Origin of the sequence: Niastella sp. OAS944, from assembly GCA_024809215.1 — a bacterium.
Lineage (GTDB): Bacteria > Bacteroidota > Bacteroidia > Chitinophagales > Chitinophagaceae > Niastella.
Window position 1 is genome coordinate 636,042 of record JANUBW010000002.1, and the last position, 22,982, is coordinate 659,023.

A 22,982-nucleotide genomic window follows, 5' to 3' on the forward strand; every position below is an offset into this window, starting at 1 on the left:
TATCTCACCAGCTCCGTGCTTTATTATGGGCAGAACCGTAAAAGGTAGCCAATATCCCCATCTTTTCCCTTTTTCTCTTCTGCAGTAATTCTTATTGATTTTTCAACCTTTAATTCATAACGGCACTCGTGTGTTCATACACAGGGTAGCTGAACGGGTAATCTATCTCTATGCATCAAACGATCTATAAATGATATATAATATTAAACGCCCTAAATACAAACGGTACCCCTATACGTGTTACAGAAGCAGGTCCCCCGGTGTACATGCTATTTATTTTCACTTCTGTCTTCTCAAATCCATACGTTTGGAACAATGATTTCTGAAACTAATAAAATGTTTTAGCATGAACCCCAACCCCTTTACTATTCAAACGCACAATCTATCGCCCAGGGATAGTCTTAAAAGCCTGCTTATTCTTTTTATATCCGCTTGTTTATTTTCATCGCAGGTATCGGCACAAACAACCACTACATTCCCTTCTGCAAGTTCCTGTACCTCAAAAGACCTTACGCTTGTGGGTGCTGCTTTACCGGGTACAACTACTTGTAATGTATGTACAACAGGCGATTCGGTATACAGGACGTTGAATTTGTCAATTAATAACACCACAGGTTCAAAAAGAACTGCTTTTGCATTTTGGGGCACCCTGGTCATCAGGAACAGTAATGGTACCCTTTCTTCTACCAGGGCAATCTCAGGCTGCGGAGGTCCTTTAGACCCCGGTATTATCACTACTTTACAGTTCACCCAAATTGGATATAAGTGCGGTCAGTCATTAACTATAAAAGATCTGTTTCTGGCATGGACAGACGCTTCTAAAACCAGCACCTGTTCTTCTATCCTTTCTGCTACTATCAATCCCAAATGCGGCACCCTCGATTCTATACGGATCAATACCGGCCTCGATGCCGGCTTTAGTGTTACCAATGCTACCTGCTCGGTACCTGGCACTATCGACATGACCCCGCTGGGCGGGAAAAGCCCCTATACTTACTCCTGGGGTGCCAGTGCGGGCGGCGTTATTCCTTCAGGTCAGGCAACCAGCCAGGACCTTACTGGTTTAGTAGCAGGAACGTATACCGTAACAATTACTGATGCAGCAGGTTGTACATCTGTAAGGTCAACAACAGTGACAGCTGCTGCTCCTGTAACAGCCAACGCCGGTGCGGCCTTCACCAAAACCTGTATTTCCAATGCAAACGGCAAGGCAATTGGCGAAGCATACGTAGCCGGTTTCACTTATTCATGGTCGCCAGCCACAGGTTTAAGTGATGCCAGTATAAGTAACCCCATGGCCAATCCATCGACTACTACAACCTACGTAGTAACCAAAACCAATACGGCTTCGGGTTGCAGCAATACAGCCCAGGTGACCGTAACGGTAGATAATGCAGTTGTGATCGCCAATGCCGGAAATGATTTTGATAAAACCTGTACTACAAACCCCAATGGCAAAGTGATTGGTGAAGCATCAGCAGCCGGTTTCACTTACTCATGGTCGCCAACCACAGGTTTAAGTGATGCAGGTATCAGCAACCCTACAGCCAATCCCTCAGCAACCACTACCTATACGGTAACGAAAACCAATACTACAACTGGTTGTAATAATTCAGATAACATAATAGTCACAGTGAATAATGCAGCCATTGTGGCCAATGCAGGAGACGACTTTACAAAAACCTGTAGTTCCAATGCAAGCGGTAAGCAAATTGGTGTGGCATCAGAAGCCGGGTTCACGTATTCATGGTTGCCAACAACAGGGCTAAGTAATGCCGGTATCAGCAATCCCACAGCCAATCCATCGTCAACCACAACTTATATGGTAACGAAAACCAATACCACTACTGGTTGTAGTGGTACAGATAATGTGGTTGTAACCGTTAGCACGAGCGTACCGGACGCACCAACATTCTGCGCCGTTCAACCCTCATTGTGCGGACCAGCCAAGGGAAGTATCACCATACTGAGCCCGCTTGGAGCAGACTACGAGTATAGCATTAATAATGGTACAAGCTGGCAGTCTAATGTATTGTTCAGTAACCTCGATGCAGGCTCGGTAACAGGAATAAAGGTTCGAAGAATAAGTACGGGTTGTATTTCAAGTGGTGTGCTTTGCGACGCCTCTAATTGTTCACAATCCGGAGCCAGATTAGTAACAACAACTCCGGAAACGCAAGTGGAGACAACAACTACTAATTTAAAGCAGCTGAACATAAAAGCATTTCCCAATCCCTTTACCGACAAAGTGAAATTTTTGATAACCGCTTCCGAAGCGGGGAACGGAAGCCTGGAAGTGTTCAATACGCTTGGACAAAAGGTAAAAACTGTTTTCCGGGGTTACATACCATCGGGCGCGAATACGTTCGAAGTAAACCTGCCGGCAATGAGATCGTCCCAGTTATTTTATGTTCTCTATCTAGGCGATAAAAAAGTGACCGGAAAGTTATTACAGTTAAACCGGTAATTTATTTATAGCACCTTAATCAAATAATCATAAAATCCAACAGTCCTCTTGGGAGTTCTGCCACTGGCGGAACTCTTTTTTTTATTGTCAATTTCAAAATAGTGTTAACTTACTTTCATACATAAAGAAAGTAACTAACATAATTTTTATGAAACGAATGCTTGCAACGGCACTATTACTGGCTGGTTCAATTCATACTTTTGCACAGGATAAGCTGCCCGACTGGGCACTTGGTCCTTTTCTTCGCCCTAACAATGCCAACCCGGTGCTTTCTCCCGATACGAATAGTGTTTTCACAGATCCCATGAGCAATACCAAAGTTGCATGGGAAGCCAGTGATGTGTTTAACCCGGCAGCAACCATAATGAACAATAAAATTTATGTGCTTTATCGTGCTGAAGATAATTCGGGTATGGGAATCGGCAAACGCACTTCCCGGCTTGGGATCGCCGAAAGCAAAGATGGAATACATATGAAGCGCAGATCGACACCCGTGCTTTTTCCAGCCAATGATAACCAGAAAGAATTTGAATGGCCGGGCGGTTGTGAAGATCCCCGCATAGCAGTAACAGAAGATGGCACCTACGTAATGCTGTATACGCAATGGAACAGAAAAGTGCCAAGACTTTCTGTTGCTACTTCAAAAGACCTCACCAGCTGGACCAAACACGGCCCGGCATTTTACAAGGCTTATGAAGGCCGGTTTAAAGATATGGCAAGTAAGTCGGCGTCAATAGTAACCAAGCTGGTAAATGGCCGCCAGGTAATAGCCAAACTAAATGGAAAATACCTGATGTATTGGGGCGAGCGGTTTATGAACATCGCTACCTCTACCGACCTCATCAACTGGGAACCGATGCTTAATGAAAAAGGCGAGTTGAAAGCCGTTGTACGCACAAGACCTAATTATTTCGACAGTGACCTTACTGAATGCGGCCCGCCGGCAATTATAACGCAAAAAGGCATACTGGTTTTATACAATGGTAAAAACAAACCACGCGAAGGAAGGGATACAGCTTATACCGCCAACACATACGCCGCCGGACAAGTGCTATTTGATTTAAATGACCCATCTAAAGTAATTGCCCGCCTCGACAAACCATTTTTTGTTCCCACCGCTTCATTTGAAAAAAGCGGCCAATACCCCGCCGGAACTGTATTTGTGGAAGGGCTGGTATACTTTCACAATAAATGGTTCCTGTATTATGGTTGTGCCGATAGCAGGGTTGGTGTAGCGGTGAGTGAGGGGAGGTGAACCTATTTTTCTACAGATAAGATTTTCACTTAATTATTCCTGTTCGTTCCGAGCCGATCTTGTAGCGTTTTGATTACTAAAATATGGCCGAATGAAACATCGAAAGAGCGACATTTTGTGGAAAGTTATATTGGAGGAAGTGTTTGCAGACCTCCTGCGGTTCATTTATTCCGATGCCGACCAGGTGTATGACATGGAGCGTGGATTTCGATTCCTCGGTATACCATAGGGACGGCCTGGAAGAATGGGTATTATTGCATGTTGAGGTTCAGGGGGACACTAATGACAGGGACGCGTTTGCGGAAAGAATGTATACCTACTTTTACCGAATCCGGGATAAGCACCACCTTTTGGTTTCCGCGCTGGCTATCTTCACCGGGCATGATGGTAACGATATGCCGGCCCGGTATTCGTATGAATATCGGGGTACGCGGCTTACTTATGAGTACCCAACCTTGTGCGTGAGAAAATTCTCTGATGGTGAATTGGACAACAGCTCCAACCCGTTCGCTCAGGTAATCGTCGTTGCGCGGATCAGGTTGAAAGAGGGCAAAGTATCTGAAGATGAACTATTGAATTTGAAGATACAAGCCGCCAGACGATTGTTTGCCAAGGGCTTCGAGCCAGCCAAGGTAAGGTCGATCTTTAATTTTTTGAGAAACTACGTCCTCTTTGAAAAACCCGAAACAAACCGTAAATTTGATAACCAAATTAAAGAAACCGATAAAGCTGGTATTATGGACACGCTCGAATACGTAAGAATGGAGGGTAAGGAGGAAGGACTTGCCGAGGCACGCCGTAACGCTGTTGTGGCGCTGCTGGCAAACACCGAATTTTCCATTGAGAAGATCGCCGGCATTTTAGAGGTGTCTATCGCATTCGTTATAAAAGTGAACGACGAATCCAAGGTAAGGAAATAGCTTCTATTTCAATTATCAAATCCTTATCGGCCCTGCCTGAATATTCCAGCAGAGTTATAAGTTTCTCAATTTTCAAATTCTAAAAATAGAAAAGCTTGGCCTCGGCTGAGCCAAGACCAGGCTCTAATAGTATTTCTACCCCAACTATTTCCTAACCGTCACCCGCATAAAGGTAGCCGGTATAGAGGTCTTGTACGGGTCTTTACTCCTATTCTCACGGGTAAATAATTCTTCCAGTTCACGTTGCAGGTCTGCAGCCTTTTCATTTTTTTCTGCCGCTTCAAATGCATTCATGGTAGGCCCATAAAAGTTTTTGAATCTTTCAACAAACTCAACTGGTGAAAACGGTGCATTGAAAGTATATGTATCTTTTTCAAATGTTATATTCTCAGCAGCAATACCTGCTTTTACAAACCGCTCTGTTATATTGCTTTCTACTCCCCATAACATGGGACTTAAAAAACCTTCGGGTGGTGGTGGCGTATAAGCAGAGCTGATCTTCAAAATTTGTGCAACAAGTGTGGGATCGTTTGGGATCCAGTTGCCCATAACAATTCGTCCGCCGGGGCGGGTAACCCGTACCAATTCGCTGGCTACATCAAAAGGTTTGGGGGCAAACATAGCGCCGAAGATGCTTACTACCAGGTCAAAACTTCCATCTTCAATTCCTTCCAGGTTAGTGGCATCGCCTTCCCGAACGGTAATATTGGTAAGGCCTTCCTCCTGTATACGTTTGTTGGCAGCAGCCACCAGGTTGCGCGCAATATCTACACCCTGCACCTTTGCACCCAATCTGGCTTCAGGTAAGGCTGTTGTGCCATCGCCACAACCAAGGTCGAGTACATTCATACCAGGTGTAATACCGAGTTTACTGACCAATTCAATACCGCTTTCACGCATAGTTTCGGCAATACAGGTAAAATCGCCTTTCTCCCATAAAGCTTTGTTGGGATTCACAGCAGGCTGAATGGCTGTTGATTCATTCATGTTGTTTGTTTTTTGAAGTTAAAAAAGATGGTCTTTAGGGAGGAGCATTAAGAAGATTAAATAAGGCAGGAAAGGATTAAAGGTACAAAGTTTACCATATAACCAACTTGTGAACTAATACCACTTTAGTGGTAACTCAAATAGATTATACCCAGATAAGTTAACAACAAAATAAGTAATAAAAAACGCGACAATTCCGTTAAAAGCGATCTTTGCGCTTCTTAAAAACCTTTAATTGAGCCCCCTATGGATATGCAGCTTATAAAGATCATTAACGGTCCACAGCCTAAAAGCGCCCTTGCGCTTATTATCGAGGATTACGGCAGCCTTGAAAATCCCGGTCAGCGATGAAGAAAAACATGGACGTATCTCACCTCACGGTTTGTTACAGCATCCTGATGGATACTTATACCTGGCCTGTGAAGGCGGACGGATTTGGAAAACACGCGATGGCCGGAAGTTTGACCTGGTAGCAAAAGATGCAAAGCTTGATATTTCAAGTATGGCCTATGCACACGATCAGATCATTTTAGCCGCTGGTGAGAAAGGTGTATATACGTGTAAACATGGAAAGCTGAAGATATCAGGAATACATTTACAGCTGAGATGGTAACGGGACATGGCAAACAGGCCGTTTTTATTCGCCCTTCAACAGAAGCAGAAGACGTTATGACTGTGGCATATGCTGTTTACACTGATTCACCAGAAATGCCCTGGGAGGGATTTACAATTGACTTCGATAAGTAATTCAATCAATATTGCAAACCTTCAATTCTACTCCTTTGCACGTTCAGCTTTTAAAGATCATTAACGGCCCGCGCCCCAAAAGTGCTATTGCGCTGATCATTCAGGATGACGGCAGCCTTGAAAATCCCGGCCAGGTGATACTTGACGATTTTTCAGCAGAAGAATTCAAATCGAACAAAATATTTTACAATGGGGATAGTATCTATGACCTATGGGTATCACCCGCTGGCGACATATGGGCCTGTAGCTCCTTTGGCAATGTTTATACAACTGCGGATGTAAATTTCCCTGACAACCCCATACGATCAGGCTATAATCTCGATCATGACCGCATTCGCAATAGTGGTTATAACTGGAAAATGTACACGCTCGATGCAGTGCAAAACGGCGTTAGGATCTGGTCTCCAGACGGGGTAAATATTTTTGTTGGCACATATTCAGGGCACGTGTATTTATGGAATGGTACAACCTGGACGAAACAGGAAACGCCCACCAGCGAGAAAGAGGGAAAGTATATATATCATTTTGCAGGCACTGCGGTGAACAATGTGTTTGCCATTGGCAATCATGCCACCGAACTTCATCACTATAATGGAACGAAGTGGGAACCCACGGCATTCGACAGATTTACACACGGCAGCTTGGCTCCCAGCGGGCTTTTGCAACACCCCGATGGTTTTTGCTACCTGGCCTGTGAAGGTGGCCGTATTTGGAAAACCAGGGACGGTCAACAGTTTGAACTGGTAGTTCAAGACCCTGAACTAAACATTTCAAGTATGGCTTATGCACACGATAAGATAATTATAGCGGCCGGTGAAAAAGGCGTTTTTACCATTCAGGACGAACAACTGGTAAATCTCCGTAATACATTCAACGCTGTACAGGTATCCGGCAGCGGCAACCAGGCTGTGTTTATTCGTCCGGAAAAAGAATCAGAAGATAAGATCACTGTAGCCTATGCTGTTTATTGCAGTTCTCCTGAAAAGCCATGGCTGGGATACAGTTTTCATTATGCTAAATAATGAAATTGAAATAAAAAGGCGCTCCAATGTAACGGGGCGCTTTTTTATTTAACCTTTCCAACATATTGCGGCCTTACAAAAACAGTACAATCGTTTTTGAAGTCATCAGTCCAATCAATTAAAATGGCAGCGCCATCGGTATCGACCACTTCTTTTACAGTTTTATAAATATCCATGCCGCCCATTGGATCAACGCCGGCCAAATCAAAAACTATTTTATTAGTCTTGGATAAAGTAGCATACACAGCCAGTTTTCGCCTTGGATTACCTGGTATAGTGTTTATCTTAATTTTTGGTGTTATAAATTTATACTCATAGATCTTTGTAGCAAGGGGGCTTTCTCTATTCGCGTTCTTCTCAAGATATCCGCCTACCGTCAGGGGGAACAGGCGGCTCCTGAATCCGGTTAACCTTATATGATCTGCATACGTAAATGAGGATGCAATGTGGACTCCGTCTTGGGAAGTTTTCCCTATAAAGATGTCTTTCATTTCCATCTTAAGCGGATAAAAATATGGTCCATTCGGAAACTGAATAACAACGATATCTCCGCTTTTTACTTTGAACGAAGGAATAAGAAAGTCACTTATTATTTGCTTATTGAATTTTATCAGCAGCATACGGTTGCATACAGCCCAAAATAAACTAAAAAAGGAATTGAGATCAATGCCTTAACCGACATTTAGCATTTCCCTAAGCTATTTTATCAAAATTTGCTTTTTACCTTAGAGTAGTTAGCAAAAACAATAACTTGTAGATATAAACTATGTCTGCATGTTACGAATTGCCATTATAACCATTGCTATGTTTACAATATTTACCCAGGCAGTACAGGCGCAATGGCCTGAAGTTCCGGATATAGATCTGTCGAAATATAAACCGGCCGATTTTACCGATGAGGAGCTGGACATCCCCTTTTACCTTAAACATTTTCATACGTTCGCTAATAGTGTAGTAGAAACCGGGCCCGACAAAGGCTTTATCAATATTCATGTATGGCGCGATGTTAAAGATAACAAGCCCTACAACGCCCGTATTATGGAGAATATTCTTTCGCTTGCCTGGTTCTATTGTACCAACAGACCCTGGAATATTTACTATAACTCTCCTGCCCTGCGGCCACGGCTGGAAGCCGCCCTTTCTTTCTGGTTTCATAGCCAAAATTCAGATGGTCGTTTTAGTGAGTATGGTCCTAAACAATGGAACCTGCCCGCCACCGCCTTTAGTACAAAATTTATGGGCGAAACGCTGCGCCTGTTAAAAACCGGCCCGGCCATAGATGCTGAGGTTTTGAAGAACGCGATTGAAGCGGATAGAAAAGCTATCATGGCAGTGCTTACCATGGATGACCTGTATAAACATGGAAAAGATTATTCGAACCAGTTCACTAATGTATGGGCGGGCGGTCTTGCCTACTTGTCGCTTTTTCCTGATGCGGAAATAAGCAAGCTGCTGGAAGAAAAGATAAAACAATCGGCCAACGATTTTCAAAGCCCGGCCGGGTTCTTTTATGAAGCAGGCGGTACCGACTTTGGCTATAATTTCAATACCCATCACAGCAACCTGTGGATGGCCTATCATTATAGCCGCAATACGCCGCTTGCGAATAACTTTATTGAAGAAGAGAAAAGATATTACAACTGGATAAGTTATAACGCCGTGCCAGAAAAAGGCTCCATATACTTTACCATTAACCGCCCCATAGAAATGCGGCAAAAAGCCACCACAACCGTGAGCTATTTTACAGCCAGTCCGCTTGGCGAAGCAGTACCCGGCATAAGGGCTTTTAACATGAACATCGAAGAAAAGAAAAAGGCCATTGCAGATGCCCGAAAGAACCTGGAGCAGAACTGGCCAAATGTACAACCACTGGGCAAGGGTGAGTTCAGTTCATTTTCTCCCTATGCATTTCTTCACCGCAAACACTACCAGTGGTACCCATCAGCTCAACAAAAAGAAGCCGCTATTAAGCAGCTCCCTTATATAAATAGTAACCGGTTCATTCACCAGAAAATGGACAGCCGTAACCCAACGGTGTTTACGTTTGTTCGGCAACCCGGTTATTATGCCTGTTTTAATTCGGGCCCGCAATTAAAACCACAACAGCGCTATGGCATTGGTCTTTTATGGCATCCTAAAGCCGGCTCCTTCTTACAATCGCAAACCGATACCGATGAAGCGGCCTGGGGAACCAAACCGCAGGGTGGCAAATTGTATGAAGCCGATACGCTGGATGCCTCGTTTACCATTAATGGAAAAGCTACTACACCTGTGCCTGGTAGTCATGATCTGCCAACTGGCATTCTCACTGTGAATTATGTTTTGGGAACTGCTGGCAAAAAATCGATCAGCTTTAAGGAGAAAACAATTGAAGTTACTATTACCCATGCAGGGCCGTTTACAGAATATATTCCGTTGTTATTGGGTCAAACTGATTCAATAGAAATTGTTTCACCCGGAAAAGCCATATTAAAAAAACAAGATGGCGATATAACCATTTTATTCAACGAAGCGGCTAAAGCAAGTATTAAAAAAATGACCAATAAAGTTGGTAAACAACAGGTGACTACGTTGGTTATTGAGAGTAATGATAAGCTTACATATTCTTTTAATATGAATTAAGGAAGCGAGATAAACACTATTTCAGCCCTCCCATCCGGGAGGGTTTTCTTTTTTTAAAAATATCTCCCCCGTTTCCAACCTTTTACAAATACCCTGTAGTTTATATTATCGCAGGTGTGATCACACTGTATTCCTATTTAAAAAATTAAAGAATAATGAAAAAGATCCTGATTCCGATTTTAGTGTTTGCCAGTATCGTTGGCTACCTTTCGTGCCAAAAAGAACACAGTAGTGATCCTGCGGTTGCCGCCGAAAAAACCCAGGGCATCAAAAAATTCGAACCCATTGTATTTTCGGTTGATGGGGCGAATGCCCAATGGGCCGTATCTCCCGGTAATGCAAAGATCACCGCCAATGGCAATACCGCTACCATCCTGTTTGCCAAAGCAGGCTCGTACCAGGTAACGGCCAATACCGGTTACTCAGTTTCCCGAATTACGGTGAATGTTTCCGACACTTCATGGTGCACAGATAGTACACGTCACTGTGATACTACTATCACCGATACCTGCCGGTATGGTAATTGTCCGCCCCGGGATACTATTCCTCATGACACCATTCCAAGAAGGGATAGCATTTACTCTTTGCACAATGATCAAATTTTTATTAACCCTGTAAAGATCGACAGTGGTAGTATTTCTGGTTTGCTGATAAGATCTACGACCCAACTCAGCTATCAGTGCTCTAACAGTCCGCTTTTAACGAATGTGATCGTTGGCGGCAACGATACTACCGGCGTGTACTATACGTTCAAGTATACGGGGGTGCAGGTGCCTTACCAGTGTAGCACACCGTCGGGCCCGGCCAAATCAACAAAGACACTGTTCCCGGTGCATGATGGCACCCATGTGTTTAAAGTGATACTTAACGGCATAACTTATACCGGTTCATTTACAAAAACGGGTGGTCAGTATAGCTTTAACTGGCCTTATACCAGTGGAGTGATCATTTCTCCGCAAACCATCAATTAAGGCTTAATTTAAATGGTACATTTGCACAGGACTGTTTTCAATTGATGTTGTTAACGGTCCTGTGTTCAAAACAGTAGAATTTGGATAAATTAATAGCGGGCTGCAAAAAGAACGATCCACAAAGCCAGGAGAAACTATACAAACAGTTTTATCCGGCCATGTTTGCATTATGCAAATGTTTCTTCACCGACAATCATGATATTATTACCGCCGTAAACAATGGTATGCTAAAAGTTTTCCGCAACATTCATCAATACGATCCTTCCAAAGGCGATTTCTTTAACTGGGCCTATACAACCGTAAGAAATGCGGCCCTTACCCTTATCAGGGATAAAAAGAACAAACTCACCTTTGAACTCACTGAAAACAATAGCGATGCCGCGGTAAATAATCCTTTTAAACAGCTTGAGTGGAAAGATATCTATTATTACCTCGATCAACTACCGGCCAATACCAGGTACGTTTGCAGTTTGTATTACCTCGAGGGATTTTCTATAAAAGAAATTACCGGTTTGATAGATATGAAGGAAGGGACCGTTAAATGGCATTTGAACGAATGCAGGACCAAACTGAAAGTAATTTTTGAACGTAATAACGCCAGGAACATTGGATAAGAAAAAATTACATATCAACGAAGCAGGCAACAGTTACCCCGAACCGGATGTACCGGTTGAGGACGCCTGGCACAACATGAAGCAACTGCTGCAACAAGCACCTGCACCATCAGCGTCCAAGAGCGGGTTGGGAAAAGGAAAACTCCTTGGCAAGATCATTGCGGCAACCGGAAGCGTGGTTATTGTGTCAGCTGTCATTTACATGATAGCTACCAAAAAAGAAACACCCGAAACGCCACCAGTAAAGCAAACCATTGAAGCTACGCCTCACCGGGATACGCTGCCCGATGGCTCCGTTGCTTATTTTGATTCTGCCCATAAGGTCTTTGAATTTAGCGCTATGCCCTTCGGCAAAGTGACCAGCTATATTGGCAGAGCATATGGAGTGAAATTCATATTAAAGAATAGTAAAATTGAAAATTGCACCATAACCACCCGCTTTGACAATAAATCACTGGAAGAAATAATGGATGTGATTGCTTTCACACTCGCCTTTGAATACGAGATCGATAAAACTAAAAATCAGGTTATAATTTCAGGAGATGGATGTAATTAATAGAAGTCTTTCAGTGCTGTTTACCATTATCTTACTGGCAGCTTTTGAAAATTCTTTTGCCCAAAGCGAGGCGCCATTTTATTTTAATAAACCCATAACGCTCGATTCGCTTACCAAATATGTTCATAGCCGTAGCAAACTTCGGTTTTCCTTTAATTCAACCAAAGTAAAAGGCACCCAGCTCATAGATCTGAAAAAAGGCGCTTATACCATTAACCAGCTGTTGCAACAAATAAGAAAAAACACCTCGTTGTATTACGCCATGCGTAATGGCTATGTTATTTTTCAGGATAACCCGCCAAAACAGAAAACAACACCACCTACTGTTACCAAACCCGCTACCCCCAAACCACCTAAACCAAAAGCAACTACAAAACCGGCACTGCAACTGCAACCTGTACCTGTAATTAAGACAACACCAACTGATACAACTAAAATAAAAACCGACAGCACACATTTACCAGATAGTATAAAAGTGCTTTTACCAATACTGCCGCGGGTTAAGAATAAAGAAAAAGAAGAAGAAGAAAAAGAAGAAAAAGAGAAGCTCTCAGGCCGGTTCAACTTTTCATTTGGCCGAAAACTTATAGATACCACGATCATTGATACCCTTCAAAAAAAAGATACGTTAACAGTTAAAAAGAAAGAACGAACAACACGAACCACTGCACCTGCACGGGTGGTATATGATGATGTAGGAACAACCTGGAGCTGGCAATATGGCCTGCAATGGAAGGCAACGCTACCGTTTAATGGCAGCAAGTATTATGTTAACGGCGCCAATGCCCGCAGCGAGCCGTATAACCTGCTTATTCCAGGCATATGGTTAAGTACCACTGTAAATAACAGACACGAGCTTATGTTACTGGTAAAGCCGGCTGAATGGTATTTTTATAACAACAAGGTGTTTCGTAAAGATACCAGCCATGTCATAGACAATTCTGATTCAATACCCAAAACAATATACAGCCGAAAAACAACCACACTTATTAAAACCGGCGGCTGGTATGGAAGCTTACAGTATAATTATCATATAAATGAACACTGGCTTATAGGTGCAGGCGTTGGCTATCACCTGCGGGTGCGTGGGCTTGCCAGGCAACAGTCCTTTAAAAATTTGAGCGATACACTGGCTAAAGATACTTTGTATAGTATGGAGAAAGGCGCCGAAACCGACAAATACCTGGCGTCTTCATTTATTACAGGTAAGTTGGAGGTAGCGTATCATTTCAACGCATTGGATGTAGGCGCCACATTTATGATGCCCCTTACTGCTCCCTTCAAAGACATAAGTCTGAATAAAAGCCGCCCGTTGAATGTACAGTTATTTGTACGCTGGCGAATAAAACGTAATGAGGATGAGTAATTATTTACTTCGGCAAACCCGTAATCCCTGATCGGGGCCTTTGCCATTGGCTTCGAGGCTTGCGCGGAAGGCGGGTTCACAACAGAAGTCGCTGCCCATCCAGCCACCACCTTTCCAAACTTTGCCGCGGCCGCTACCTGCATTGGGATCTTCGTTCCAGTTCATACACCATTCGCGTACATTGCCACTCATATCATAAATGCCTAATTCATTGGCGCGCATACCGCCAACCGGTTTTGTTTTATTGTGGTTCTTTTCCAGCGTAGGCCACGACCATGCGCCGGTAAGATATTTATCACCGGAGTTTTTCCAGTACCAGGCAACATCGTCTAAATTGTTGCCACCGCTGTATTTGTAATTCCTGCTCACAACCCCACCGCTGGCCGCAAATTCCCATTCCGCTTCTGTTGGTAATCGGTACCCATCGGCATCCATATTGATCGTTACCATCCATTTTACAGTATCGAGCGGGTTTGTATTATTAGCATCTTTATGAACACTATCGATATTGAAATAGGGCTTCAAACCTTCCTTTAGGCTTCTTTTGTTACAGTATATAATACAATCATACCAGCTAACCGTTTCTACCGGTAACTTGTCGCCTTTAAATGTAGAGGGATTGCTGCCCATCACCTTTACCCAATCCTTTTGCGTTACCTCGTACCGGTCTATAAAAAAATCTGATAAAAATATATCCCGTCCCAAATAAGCGGAATATTTATTCTGAAAAGCGCCGCCTTTTATCAATATGAAATCATCAGGCATCTTTTCAGTGCATGAACAAACCGAAACCATTAATACTATAAACAATAATCTATACATATTGTGTAATTCTATAAAGACCTGTAAGGTCCGCCATCGGGTCTTGCAATAGCATTATGTACAAGCGGTCCTGACAGGTCGAGCTTATAAAGCAGACCTGTCAGGTACAACGCTATCCACTGCAAGTTCAAGTTTCGATGATGCACCTTACAGGTCTTGCCTCGTCAACTCGTCAATCCGTCAACTTGTCAACTATCAATTCTGCCACACCGTAGCATTAATATAACCACTCTTGTTACCCCAGGCCTCAAGCGCAAGGATCTGGTAATTGTAGCTACCAAAACCTTGTCCGCCCTTGCTGCGCCAGTTGTTAATGTGGTTGGCCATGGTCACTTTTTGGTTCGATGCGGTTGGCGCACCACCCCAGGTGTCTTTATACTGCCAGAAAGTGGCGGTACCAATTATGGACGGTGCATTTACCCGCTGTTGTTTATAGACGCTATAGGTATGCCCGTCGCTGCTTATGGTGCCCAATGAAGTTCCGCCCGTTACAGAGCCTTTTTCGGCCACATAATACTCAATAAGCGGGTTTGTGGTCCAACCATAGATGCCTACAAAATTGTAGCTGCCACTAACGGCGCCAACATTGTAGCCAATGGTACGGGCCGCGCCGGTAGCCCAGCCCTTGCCGCCTACCACATCGTTGACATTACTGTAGCTGATAGCAAAATTACCCGCCGAGCCATGGGTAATGCTTGCAGAACCACCTTCGCGGTACAGCGACCAAAACCAACCGTTTACCGTTCCCTGGTCTTCGGTGGATACATCGTCGTTTACAATACCGGTTAGACGTTCGCCTGGTTCAGAAACCAGCGGTTCCGAAATTTTGTTTTTACTACAACCTGAAAAGATGGATGAACTGGCAACGAACAGAATAGCCGTTGCGCCGAAAGCAGCCTTCCTGGCCACTTCCGTGAGGAATGTGTTTGATTTCATGATGGCAATAATTAGTTAGTTCTATAAATTTAACTAACTAACCCCATCACTGTAACCGTTTACATGAATAAAGTTTATGCTTAGTTGTAATTGAAAGAGAATGAATCAATGTAACAACCGTAACCGTTTACAACATTGTTACATTGATTTTTTTCATTATAATTTACCTAATTGCAGAAATTCGTCGCTTAATAAACCTTCTTCGCGAAGTTTTAGTTTGCCAATTTTGGCTACCACCTTTTCAAAGTCTTTCTCATAGGCGGCATCAAAGCCCATGGCTTTATGCAGCAGCAGGGCCTGCGTTTCGTAAAAATAATTGAGAACGCTTTTGTCCTCTATAGGCGCTATGGTTTTAAAGGTCACCTTAATATGTTTGAGCCCCTCTTCTACCCCTTTCAGATCGGTGGCGGTTTCATAACAACGATAGGCCAGGTTATTATGCGCAGCACGTAAGGCGGCACGTATGGGGTTGAACTCTTCCAGGTAATCCCACAGGGTGATCTTGCTTAACTCGGCAATGGTCTTTTTACAAAGCGCCAGCGATTCTTCTTTTTTACCGGCTTCGTACAACACATACCGTTGGTGATCCCAAACGTATGCCCACAACCTCATTTCCGTTGACTGCGCATCTGTGAGTAATTTCTCGGCCCGGGCCAGTACATCAATCGCCTGTGTATACTCTTTGTTTTGCACCAGTAAGGTTACCTGGCGCATTTGCACATCAAATTCACCCTGGCTGAACTCATATACATCGCCTACCGGTGGCAACTGGAATGTAGCATAGGCATACGTTAGCCAATTTGTATCATCTACTTTTTGTGCTTTGGCATAGTCCTGCGACTTCTTGAAATATTCTTTTGCTTTGGCAGCATCTCCTTCCAGGAAATAACTCCAGCCAATATAATAAGCAGCCTGGTGTATATAAGCAGCTTCGGCGTCTTTCACCCCTTCTACTTCTGCCAGCTTTTTGCGGGCATCCTCGTATTTCTTATCAATTACCAAACCCAGTCCGGCATTCAACAACAGGTAATCTTGTGTAAACCTGTTCTTGAATTTTGTCGTCAGTATTTCATATACCGCCGAGTACTGTTCATGCAGTATGTATTTACTGAGGTCTTTATCTCTTGTAATAACTGCAGCTAATAATGCAGGCGTTCGCAAAGCAAGCGGTACAAATTTTATGTTTACCGCATCCATACTTACAGCCGTTCCGCAAACTTTTTCGTTACGCATGGGCAGCGGTACAAACTCAAGCGCCGAACCATAGTCGCGGCCTACGGCGCTTTCGCACATTTCCTGCGTTACAAATTCTTTCGGCACAAATTCAAAATCGTACGAATTACGTTTTACCGCCACATCGCAGATCTTTTGCGTAAGGTATTGTTTGGGCAGGTCGTAAATACGTTCGCAGTCATTAGTATCGTTTGAAGTAATGGCTTTTATGATAAAATCTTCATCCCAAAAACAGGCCCATACTTTATTGAAAGTGTCGTAATCGTATTCCTTGTCCGATATGTCGTCTTCCTTTATTTTACTGCGGTTGTTCCAGCCTTTGGCACCGGCTCTTTCCTCAAAAGCCGGAATATGGCCCAGGTGTTTTTTATAATATTTATACGTGACTTCGTTGATTTGTTCTATATCTACATGCTCAAATATGTCAATGCCATACTTCTGTACGTTTTCACCCCACATTTCAACATAAGAGCCCCAGCGCCAGCGGTCGCGGTCGTATTGTTCAACAATAAACGGCCATTTAGGATGTTGTCCATATTTTTCAACGGCATAAGCATACACTTCCTTATCAAACAGTTTCACCGGAATACGTTTTATCACTTCTATATTCAGCTCAATAGCCTGTTTTATATATTCAGTACTATGGTATTTTGAAGGAAGATCCTTTACCGGATATGAATTCAACGCACCGCCTGCGATCAACGCAATATTCATACGTTCATCTTTGAACGCTTCTGGTGTATACTTGTAATTATACTGGCTTTGGGTTACCGCTTTAAAACACAACTCATAGGTCATTTGCTCCTTGGGTACATGCGACAGATCAATACCTTTCGGATGCGCCAGCCAAACCGCTTCAGTAAGAAATTTGGCGGGAATATCGCTATACCGGCATGGTTCCTCTCGTTTTACAGCCTGTAATATGATGGATTGGGTATACAGTTCGGGTTTAAACAAAATGATCATCTCGCCTGCTACATCAAATTCACCATTGGTTTTGTGATCGAGCAACGCCTGCAACATGTCCTTTGTGCGGTATTGCTCAGGAATAGTAGCCAGTTTAGCCGACAGCCACTCCGATGGGAACTTACCGGTCTTTTTATACAGATCGGGGCCATACTTCGCCAGCATATCTGTGAAGAACTGGTCCCAGTATGCCTGGTCTTTTACAGTGGCGGCAATACGTTTTGTATCCCAGTCAACAGTAACAGGGTCGCCGTATAAATAGTGCAGGCTGGTATGTTGCGCATAAGGCTGCGCTTTACTATTTTTTTGAACGGCGATCTGGTAAAACTGATCAGCCGTTTTTTCATCGCCCTGTAAATGATAAATAAGTCCCAGCAGCCAGTTATTGGTGAACATACTTTGCAGTTCCACCGACTGTTCCAGGTACTGTTTGGCTTCATCGGGCTTGTTCTGAAAAATAAGCGCCTCGCCTATTATTCGTATACAGAAAGCGGCTGATGGGCGTTTTTGCACGGCAGCTTTTGCCCATTCAATGGCCTGGTCGAATTCACCTGTGCGAACAGCACACAATGCGGCCTGCTCAAAACAACCAATTTCATATAATAATTTTTCAGGTGTAAGCGGAATGCCTTTGGCATACAATTCTTTTGCCTGGGCATAGGCGTTTTTATCAAATAAACATTTTCCTGCATAATAATATGCCAGGTAATAACCGGGGCCTTTTGCAATGGCATCTTTAAAACACTGGTAAGCGCCCGCAGTATCCCCTTCTTTGTTCAGGTTTATGCCTTTGCGGGTAAGCTGTATGGCTTCCGCCGTAACGCCTTCTCTTAAAACGGGCTTTCCGGCCTTCAGCGTTTCGTAAAAAGAATGGGTGCCCAGGTTCAACACATCGTAGTGTGATTCTTCAACCTGGTAATACAGGTTGGGGTTGAACGCATAGGCATATTCGTGCCACATGAGGATGGCATTTTCCGTTTCATATGTGCTTAATCTATCATAATTATACAATACGGTGATAAGCGTACTAGGTGCAAATTCAAAACAATCGAGGTCATAGAACCAGCTGAAGAAATAGGGCGCATTAATTTTGCGGAACGACATGGTGTGAACCATTTCATCATCCTGCCCCCAGGCAGAAGCTACAAAACGCACCGTTTCGTGCCCCAGTGTTTTTTGAAATTCGCCAAGGCCCAGATAATCAACTGTGGTATTACCGGTAACATAATAACCATTATCCTCGCTCACTTTACCATTGATGGTCATATTACCTTTAACAGCTATCAACCGAACGTGTTTGTGTGGAATGGCAAGGTCGCCATCGATGGTAAGATCGCCATCGCAATAAAAAAAGCTTCCGCTGAAGTTGTCGTAATAATCGCGTTCGCTTTCGTAATTATTAGCTATGTCGTTATCGGCATCTTCCTCCCAATAATCAAACAGGTTCTCAACATTCAGCGCACCCAAAATTTCCTCGTAGGTAACCGCTTTTATGTTATGTTTTTCGAGAAAAGCAACGGTTTCTGCTTCTTCCGCCGCGCTGTCGTCTTCGTCGTATTCATCCTCGTCTTCCGCCCCTGTTTTAATGGGTTCTTCGGCCATGGTCAGGTAAGTTTCCGAACTCATAAACGCCTTCAGCGAGCTTTTAGCATCCAGTACCGTTTGTACAGCCTGGTCAAATGCTTCTTCACTGATATTCCGTAATGATTCAGCAAAATGAATGGCGCGTACCGTGCCCAGGGGGTCGGCCACAAAGATCAGCATTTCATTGCCACTGCCTATCATCCCTAACACCCAGCAGCATTTTGTGAGAAAGGTCTTTTCTTTATCAAGCAGGCCGAAGGAGCGGCGATTATAAGCTTGCCAGAAGGTTAAAAAACCATAGAGGTTATTGCCATTTGGGCCATCGGCATTGTAGCAGTACAGGGCAAAAACAAAGTCATCTTTGCCAAAGAACGGGCTTCCTTTATCGAGCCAGTGGTCAACGTAATCTTCAGGCATCAGGAAACCGGCGGCGGCTTCCATAGTTGCAATATTTTCGTCTGTTACGGGAACAGCTTCCATTTCGCCGGGAAAATGCTGTTCAAGGTATTCGCTAAGGGCTATGGGGTCACTAAATAAATGGGCAGGTGGTGTAAACGGGTTGCCTTGCTGATCATTATTGCTCATCGGGTAATTCTTTATTCAAATGAGCGGCTAAAATAATATAAAGAATTACATCATAAAATAGCGGTTTTCAGGTAATTATCGCAATCCGGCATCGTAATATTCAGTTATATGAGTCAACCGTTTGTAAGCCCGGTAAGCTCCTTGTCAATCTTCAACATTTATGCAGCACTAATTAGTGTACCATTGTCTCCTAGTTAACAGTCAGTCACATAGTTACAAGAGAAATTGTAAAGGCTCTATTTTTTTGAATAGGAATTATATCTGCACGTACATACTTCCCTCCCTGTTACTTACAAACGAAGCGTTCGTTTTATTTAATCATTAAAACAAAAACTACCAGCATGCAAACTTTCAAACGATTGCTGTTATTATGCTGTCTGCTTGCTCCTGTATGGTTATTTGCACAGGTAAGCGTGTCGGGCACAATTGTCGACAATGGTAATCTTCCCATTCAGGGCGCATCAATCAAGATCAGAAATTCAAACGCAGGCACATCCTCCGATGCCAATGGAAAATTCAGTCTTTCACTCCCGCCCAAAGGCGGCACCCTGGAAATATCATATATAGGGTACAAAAGCCAATCCATAGCGGTGACCAACAGCTTATCGGACCTTGTAGTAAAAATGCAGGAAGATGTAGGCCATCTTGAAGAAATAGTTGTAACCGGTTTGGCCACCTCCGCCAAACGTTCAAACTCGGCCCATGCCGTGGGCACTGTGTCGGCCAAACAACTGGTGGGAACCACTTCGCAGCCCACTGTCGACGGCGCGCTTTATGGCAAATTTCCCGGCGCCAATATTTCAACCAACTCAGGTGCACCGGGTGGCGGTATTTCCATAAAACTACGCGGCGTAACTTCCCTGGTGGGTAATTCGCAGCCGCTTTTCATTGTAGATGGTGTTTACTATGATAACTCCTCTATTCAAAGCGGTACCAACTTCATTTCAAAAGCTGCGGGCCAGGGTAGCACCAATTTCCAGGACAATCCTTCAAACCGCGTGGCCGATCTTGACCCCGAAGATATAGACCGCATTGAAATATTGAAAGGCGCTTCTACTGCCGCCATCTATGGCGCGCGGGCAGCAGCCGGTGTGGTGATCATCACTACTAAAAAAGGGAAATCGGGCAAACCCAAAATTGAGATCGGTCATAGTATAGGCCAGCAAATGCAGTTAAATAAACTGGGACAACGCAGCTGGGATACGGCAAAAGTACTGGCCGCCTATAAAGCCAGCGGGCTTGCCATTTATAATGCCAATGGCGGAAAGACCTACAATTACGAAGATGAACTGTATGGCAACAAAGGATTATTGACCAATACCAGGCTTAGTTTAAGCGGTGGTAACGAAAATACCTCCTATTATGCCGGTGTAACATATAGAGATGATGAAGGCATTGTAAAAGGGACCGGTTACCGTAAATCATCGTTCAGGTTGAACCTCGATCAAAAGGTGACCAAGTTCCTCGATATGTCAATGAACGCTAACTATGTTGAATCGAGCGCCGACCGCGGCTACTTTAACAATGACAATACCAGCACTACCTTAGGCGTAGCCTATGTATCAACGCCTTCGTGGATAAATTTATATCCCGATGCCAATGGCAACTATCCCAATAACCCATTGGTGCCATCTAATTTTATTCAAACCCGCGATCTGATGACGAATAATGAAAAAGTAAATCGCATCTTACTCGGCGGAAAGGCAACATTCAAGATCATAAAAAGCGACAAACACAATCTTAATTTGATCGCACTGGGCGGTATTGATAATTACACGCTTAAAACAACTGCCATATTCCCCGCCATCCTGCAATTCCAAAAAGCCGGCAATGGCACCAATGGCGCATTGATCTACGGTACCACTGTTGCCAACAATACAAACCTCTCTGCATTGGCGGTGTATGATTTTAAACCAAGCGACGAACTGTCGTTCACTACCCAGGCAGGTTTAAATACATTTAAGGTAGATCTGAATACGGTTGTAAATACAGCAACCCAATTAATAGGCACACAAACTAATATTGACCAGGCCGGCGCATTACAGGCAGATCAAACCAAAACTTTCTCGAGGGACAAAGGCTTCTTTGCCCAGGAGGAGATCAACTGGCAGGACAAGATCATTGCAACCGTTGGTATAAGGGGCGATAAATCGAGCCGCAACGGGGATGCCGATAAATTATACTATTACCCCAAAGCTTCGTTAGCCTTTAACATTCTTCCGTTTGTTGAAATAAAGCCATTCAGTTTACTGAAAATACGTGGCGCTTATGGCGAATCGGGCAACTTTGCTCCCTTTGGCGCTGTTTATACTTCCCTGGTGCCCATCAACTTTAACGGAACTACCGGTTCTATAGTAGACTTAACCCGTGGCTCGGCCAACCTGAAGCCAGAGCGGCAAAAAGAACTGGAACTTGGGTTCGATGCCGGCATCCTGAACAATCGCGTGAACCTTGAATTAACCTGGTATAAAAAAGATGTGGAAGACCTGATCTTAAAAGTGGTAACTACCGGTTCTTCAGGTTTTACAAACGACTGGAAGAACGTGGCCGCTATACAGAATAAAGGCGTTGAAATAGGGCTTAATGTAGTGCCGGTGATCACCAAAGAGTGGCGATGGAATATGCAGTTTAACTGGTGGAAGAACAAATCGAAAGTTACCCGGCTCGATGTGCCAGCCTTTAACGTAGGCGCATTTGGCGCATCTCTTGGAACGTATCGTATTGAAAGAGGTAAAAGCGCTACCCAACTGGTTGGTGTTGGCGATTCAACCGATAAGGTTGACCCCACCAGTAAACTGGCCGTATTTGGCAATGCAGAACCAGACTTCAATCTTGCTTTTGGCAATAATGTTACCTGGAAAAATTTTGAGCTTTCGGTACTGATGCATTGGAAAAAAGGTGGCGACAACATAAACCTCACCACCTTGTTGAGTGATCTTTCTGCAACGTCGTTTGATTATGATAAAAAGGGTGTGGACCCCAGCGGCCAGTTGGCAAATGGCCCTTATCGCTTAAAAGTATTTGGCGCTACGGCACGTCCGTTTGTACAGGATGCCTCTTACTTCCGTGTACGTGAAATTGGCATAAGCTATACATTGCCCGGCAAGTGGTTCAAAGATATTGCCCGCATTAAGGTTGGTTTTTCGGGCAGGAACCTCATCAATGTGTTCGATTATCCCAGCTATGACCCCGAGGTATCGAACTTTGGTACAGACGCTATTTCAAGCAATGTGGAAGTTACGCCGTTCCCATCGGCCAAAAGCTATTACTTTAATATTTCGGCCACGTTTTAATTAATGTGATAATGTGATAATTCGAAAATTCGATAA

General features: G+C 43.8%; 17 protein-coding genes. 12 read left to right on the forward strand and 5 right to left on the reverse strand.

All coding sequences use genetic code 11. The annotated features are described in order from the left end of the window. Window positions 1-346: 346 nt before the first annotated feature. From GGD38_RS13195 to GGD38_RS13210, 4 genes are all read left to right on the forward strand, one after another. Window positions 347-2,467, forward strand: a complete 2,121-nt coding sequence (locus GGD38_RS13195) for a hypothetical protein (RefSeq protein ID WP_375300370.1) — start codon at window positions 347-349, stop codon at window positions 2,465-2,467. 148 nt (window positions 2,468-2,615) lie between these two features. Next, complete coding sequence (locus tag GGD38_RS13200; RefSeq protein ID WP_375300369.1) at window positions 2,616-3,722, forward strand: glycoside hydrolase family 130 protein; 1,107 nt, start codon at window positions 2,616-2,618, stop codon at window positions 3,720-3,722. A gap of 91 nt (window positions 3,723-3,813) precedes the next feature. Continuing rightward, complete coding sequence (locus tag GGD38_RS13205; RefSeq protein WP_375300368.1) at window positions 3,814-3,951, forward strand: hypothetical protein; 138 nt, start codon at window positions 3,814-3,816, stop codon at window positions 3,949-3,951. Window positions 3,952-4,072: 121 nt separating this feature from the next. Beyond that, a complete protein-coding gene (locus tag GGD38_RS13210; protein ID WP_375303831.1) occupies window positions 4,073-4,642 on the forward strand; it encodes a hypothetical protein in 570 nt (189 codons plus the stop codon). Between the two features lie 144 nt (window positions 4,643-4,786). Here GGD38_RS13210 and GGD38_RS13215 read toward each other — a convergent pair whose 3' ends face one another. Next, the gene (locus tag GGD38_RS13215; RefSeq protein WP_375300366.1) at window positions 4,787-5,629 is read right to left on the reverse strand and encodes a class I SAM-dependent methyltransferase; all 843 of its coding nucleotides are present in this window, start codon (window positions 5,627-5,629) and stop codon (window positions 4,787-4,789) included. A 328-nt stretch (window positions 5,630-5,957) separates the two neighbouring features. Here GGD38_RS13215 and GGD38_RS13220 point away from each other — a divergent pair, with 328 nt between their 5' ends. Continuing rightward, on the forward strand, window positions 5,958-6,242 hold the full coding sequence (locus GGD38_RS13220; RefSeq protein WP_375300365.1) for a hypothetical protein: 285 nt from the start codon (window positions 5,958-5,960) through the stop codon (window positions 6,240-6,242). 169 nt (window positions 6,243-6,411) lie between these two features. Further along, window positions 6,412-7,398 carry a hypothetical protein gene (locus tag GGD38_RS13225; RefSeq protein ID WP_375300364.1) on the forward strand — a complete coding sequence of 329 codons (987 nt, stop codon included), beginning with the start codon at window positions 6,412-6,414 and terminating at the stop codon, window positions 7,396-7,398. Window positions 7,399-7,442: 44 nt separating this feature from the next. Here GGD38_RS13225 and GGD38_RS13230 read toward each other — a convergent pair whose 3' ends face one another. Next, window positions 7,443-7,895, reverse strand: coding sequence for a hypothetical protein (locus GGD38_RS13230; protein WP_375300363.1), 453 nt, complete (start codon window positions 7,893-7,895; stop codon window positions 7,443-7,445). Window positions 7,896-8,172: 277 nt separating this feature from the next. Between GGD38_RS13230 and GGD38_RS13235 the strand changes: the two genes are divergently transcribed. From GGD38_RS13235 to GGD38_RS13255, 5 genes are all read left to right on the forward strand, one after another. Then, window positions 8,173-10,020 (forward strand): hypothetical protein, encoded by a 1,848-nt coding sequence (locus tag GGD38_RS13235; protein ID WP_375300362.1) that lies wholly within the window; start codon window positions 8,173-8,175, stop codon window positions 10,018-10,020. 155 nt (window positions 10,021-10,175) lie between these two features. Then, a complete protein-coding gene (locus GGD38_RS13240; RefSeq protein WP_375300361.1) occupies window positions 10,176-10,991 on the forward strand; it encodes a hypothetical protein in 816 nt (271 codons plus the stop codon). Between the two features lie 80 nt (window positions 10,992-11,071). Beyond that, window positions 11,072-11,605, forward strand: coding sequence for an RNA polymerase sigma factor (locus tag GGD38_RS13245; protein WP_375300360.1), 534 nt, complete (start codon window positions 11,072-11,074; stop codon window positions 11,603-11,605). After that, window positions 11,598-12,161 (forward strand): DUF4974 domain-containing protein, encoded by a 564-nt coding sequence (locus tag GGD38_RS13250; RefSeq protein WP_375300359.1) that lies wholly within the window; start codon window positions 11,598-11,600, stop codon window positions 12,159-12,161. Before GGD38_RS13245 ends, GGD38_RS13250 begins: the two co-directional genes overlap by 8 nt. Then, window positions 12,148-13,527, forward strand: coding sequence for an STN domain-containing protein (locus GGD38_RS13255; RefSeq protein ID WP_375300358.1), 1,380 nt, complete (start codon window positions 12,148-12,150; stop codon window positions 13,525-13,527). The genes GGD38_RS13250 and GGD38_RS13255 overlap by 14 nt, the downstream gene beginning before the upstream one ends. Here GGD38_RS13255 and GGD38_RS13260 read toward each other — a convergent pair whose 3' ends face one another. From GGD38_RS13260 to GGD38_RS13270, 3 genes are all read right to left on the reverse strand, one after another. Continuing rightward, entirely contained in the window at window positions 13,528-14,349 is an 822-nt protein-coding gene (locus tag GGD38_RS13260) for a formylglycine-generating enzyme family protein (protein WP_375300357.1), read from the reverse strand. A gap of 195 nt (window positions 14,350-14,544) precedes the next feature. Next, complete coding sequence (locus GGD38_RS13265) at window positions 14,545-15,285, reverse strand: glycoside hydrolase family 11 protein (protein ID WP_375300356.1); 741 nt, start codon at window positions 15,283-15,285, stop codon at window positions 14,545-14,547. A gap of 156 nt (window positions 15,286-15,441) precedes the next feature. Continuing rightward, window positions 15,442-19,653 carry a tetratricopeptide repeat protein gene (locus tag GGD38_RS13270; protein ID WP_375300355.1) on the reverse strand — a complete coding sequence of 1,404 codons (4,212 nt, stop codon included), beginning with the start codon at window positions 19,651-19,653 and terminating at the stop codon, window positions 15,442-15,444. 341 nt (window positions 19,654-19,994) lie between these two features. Between GGD38_RS13270 and GGD38_RS13275 the strand changes: the two genes are divergently transcribed. Then, a complete protein-coding gene (locus GGD38_RS13275; RefSeq protein WP_375300354.1) occupies window positions 19,995-22,946 on the forward strand; it encodes a SusC/RagA family TonB-linked outer membrane protein in 2,952 nt (983 codons plus the stop codon). Window positions 22,947-22,982 lie beyond the last annotated feature (36 nt).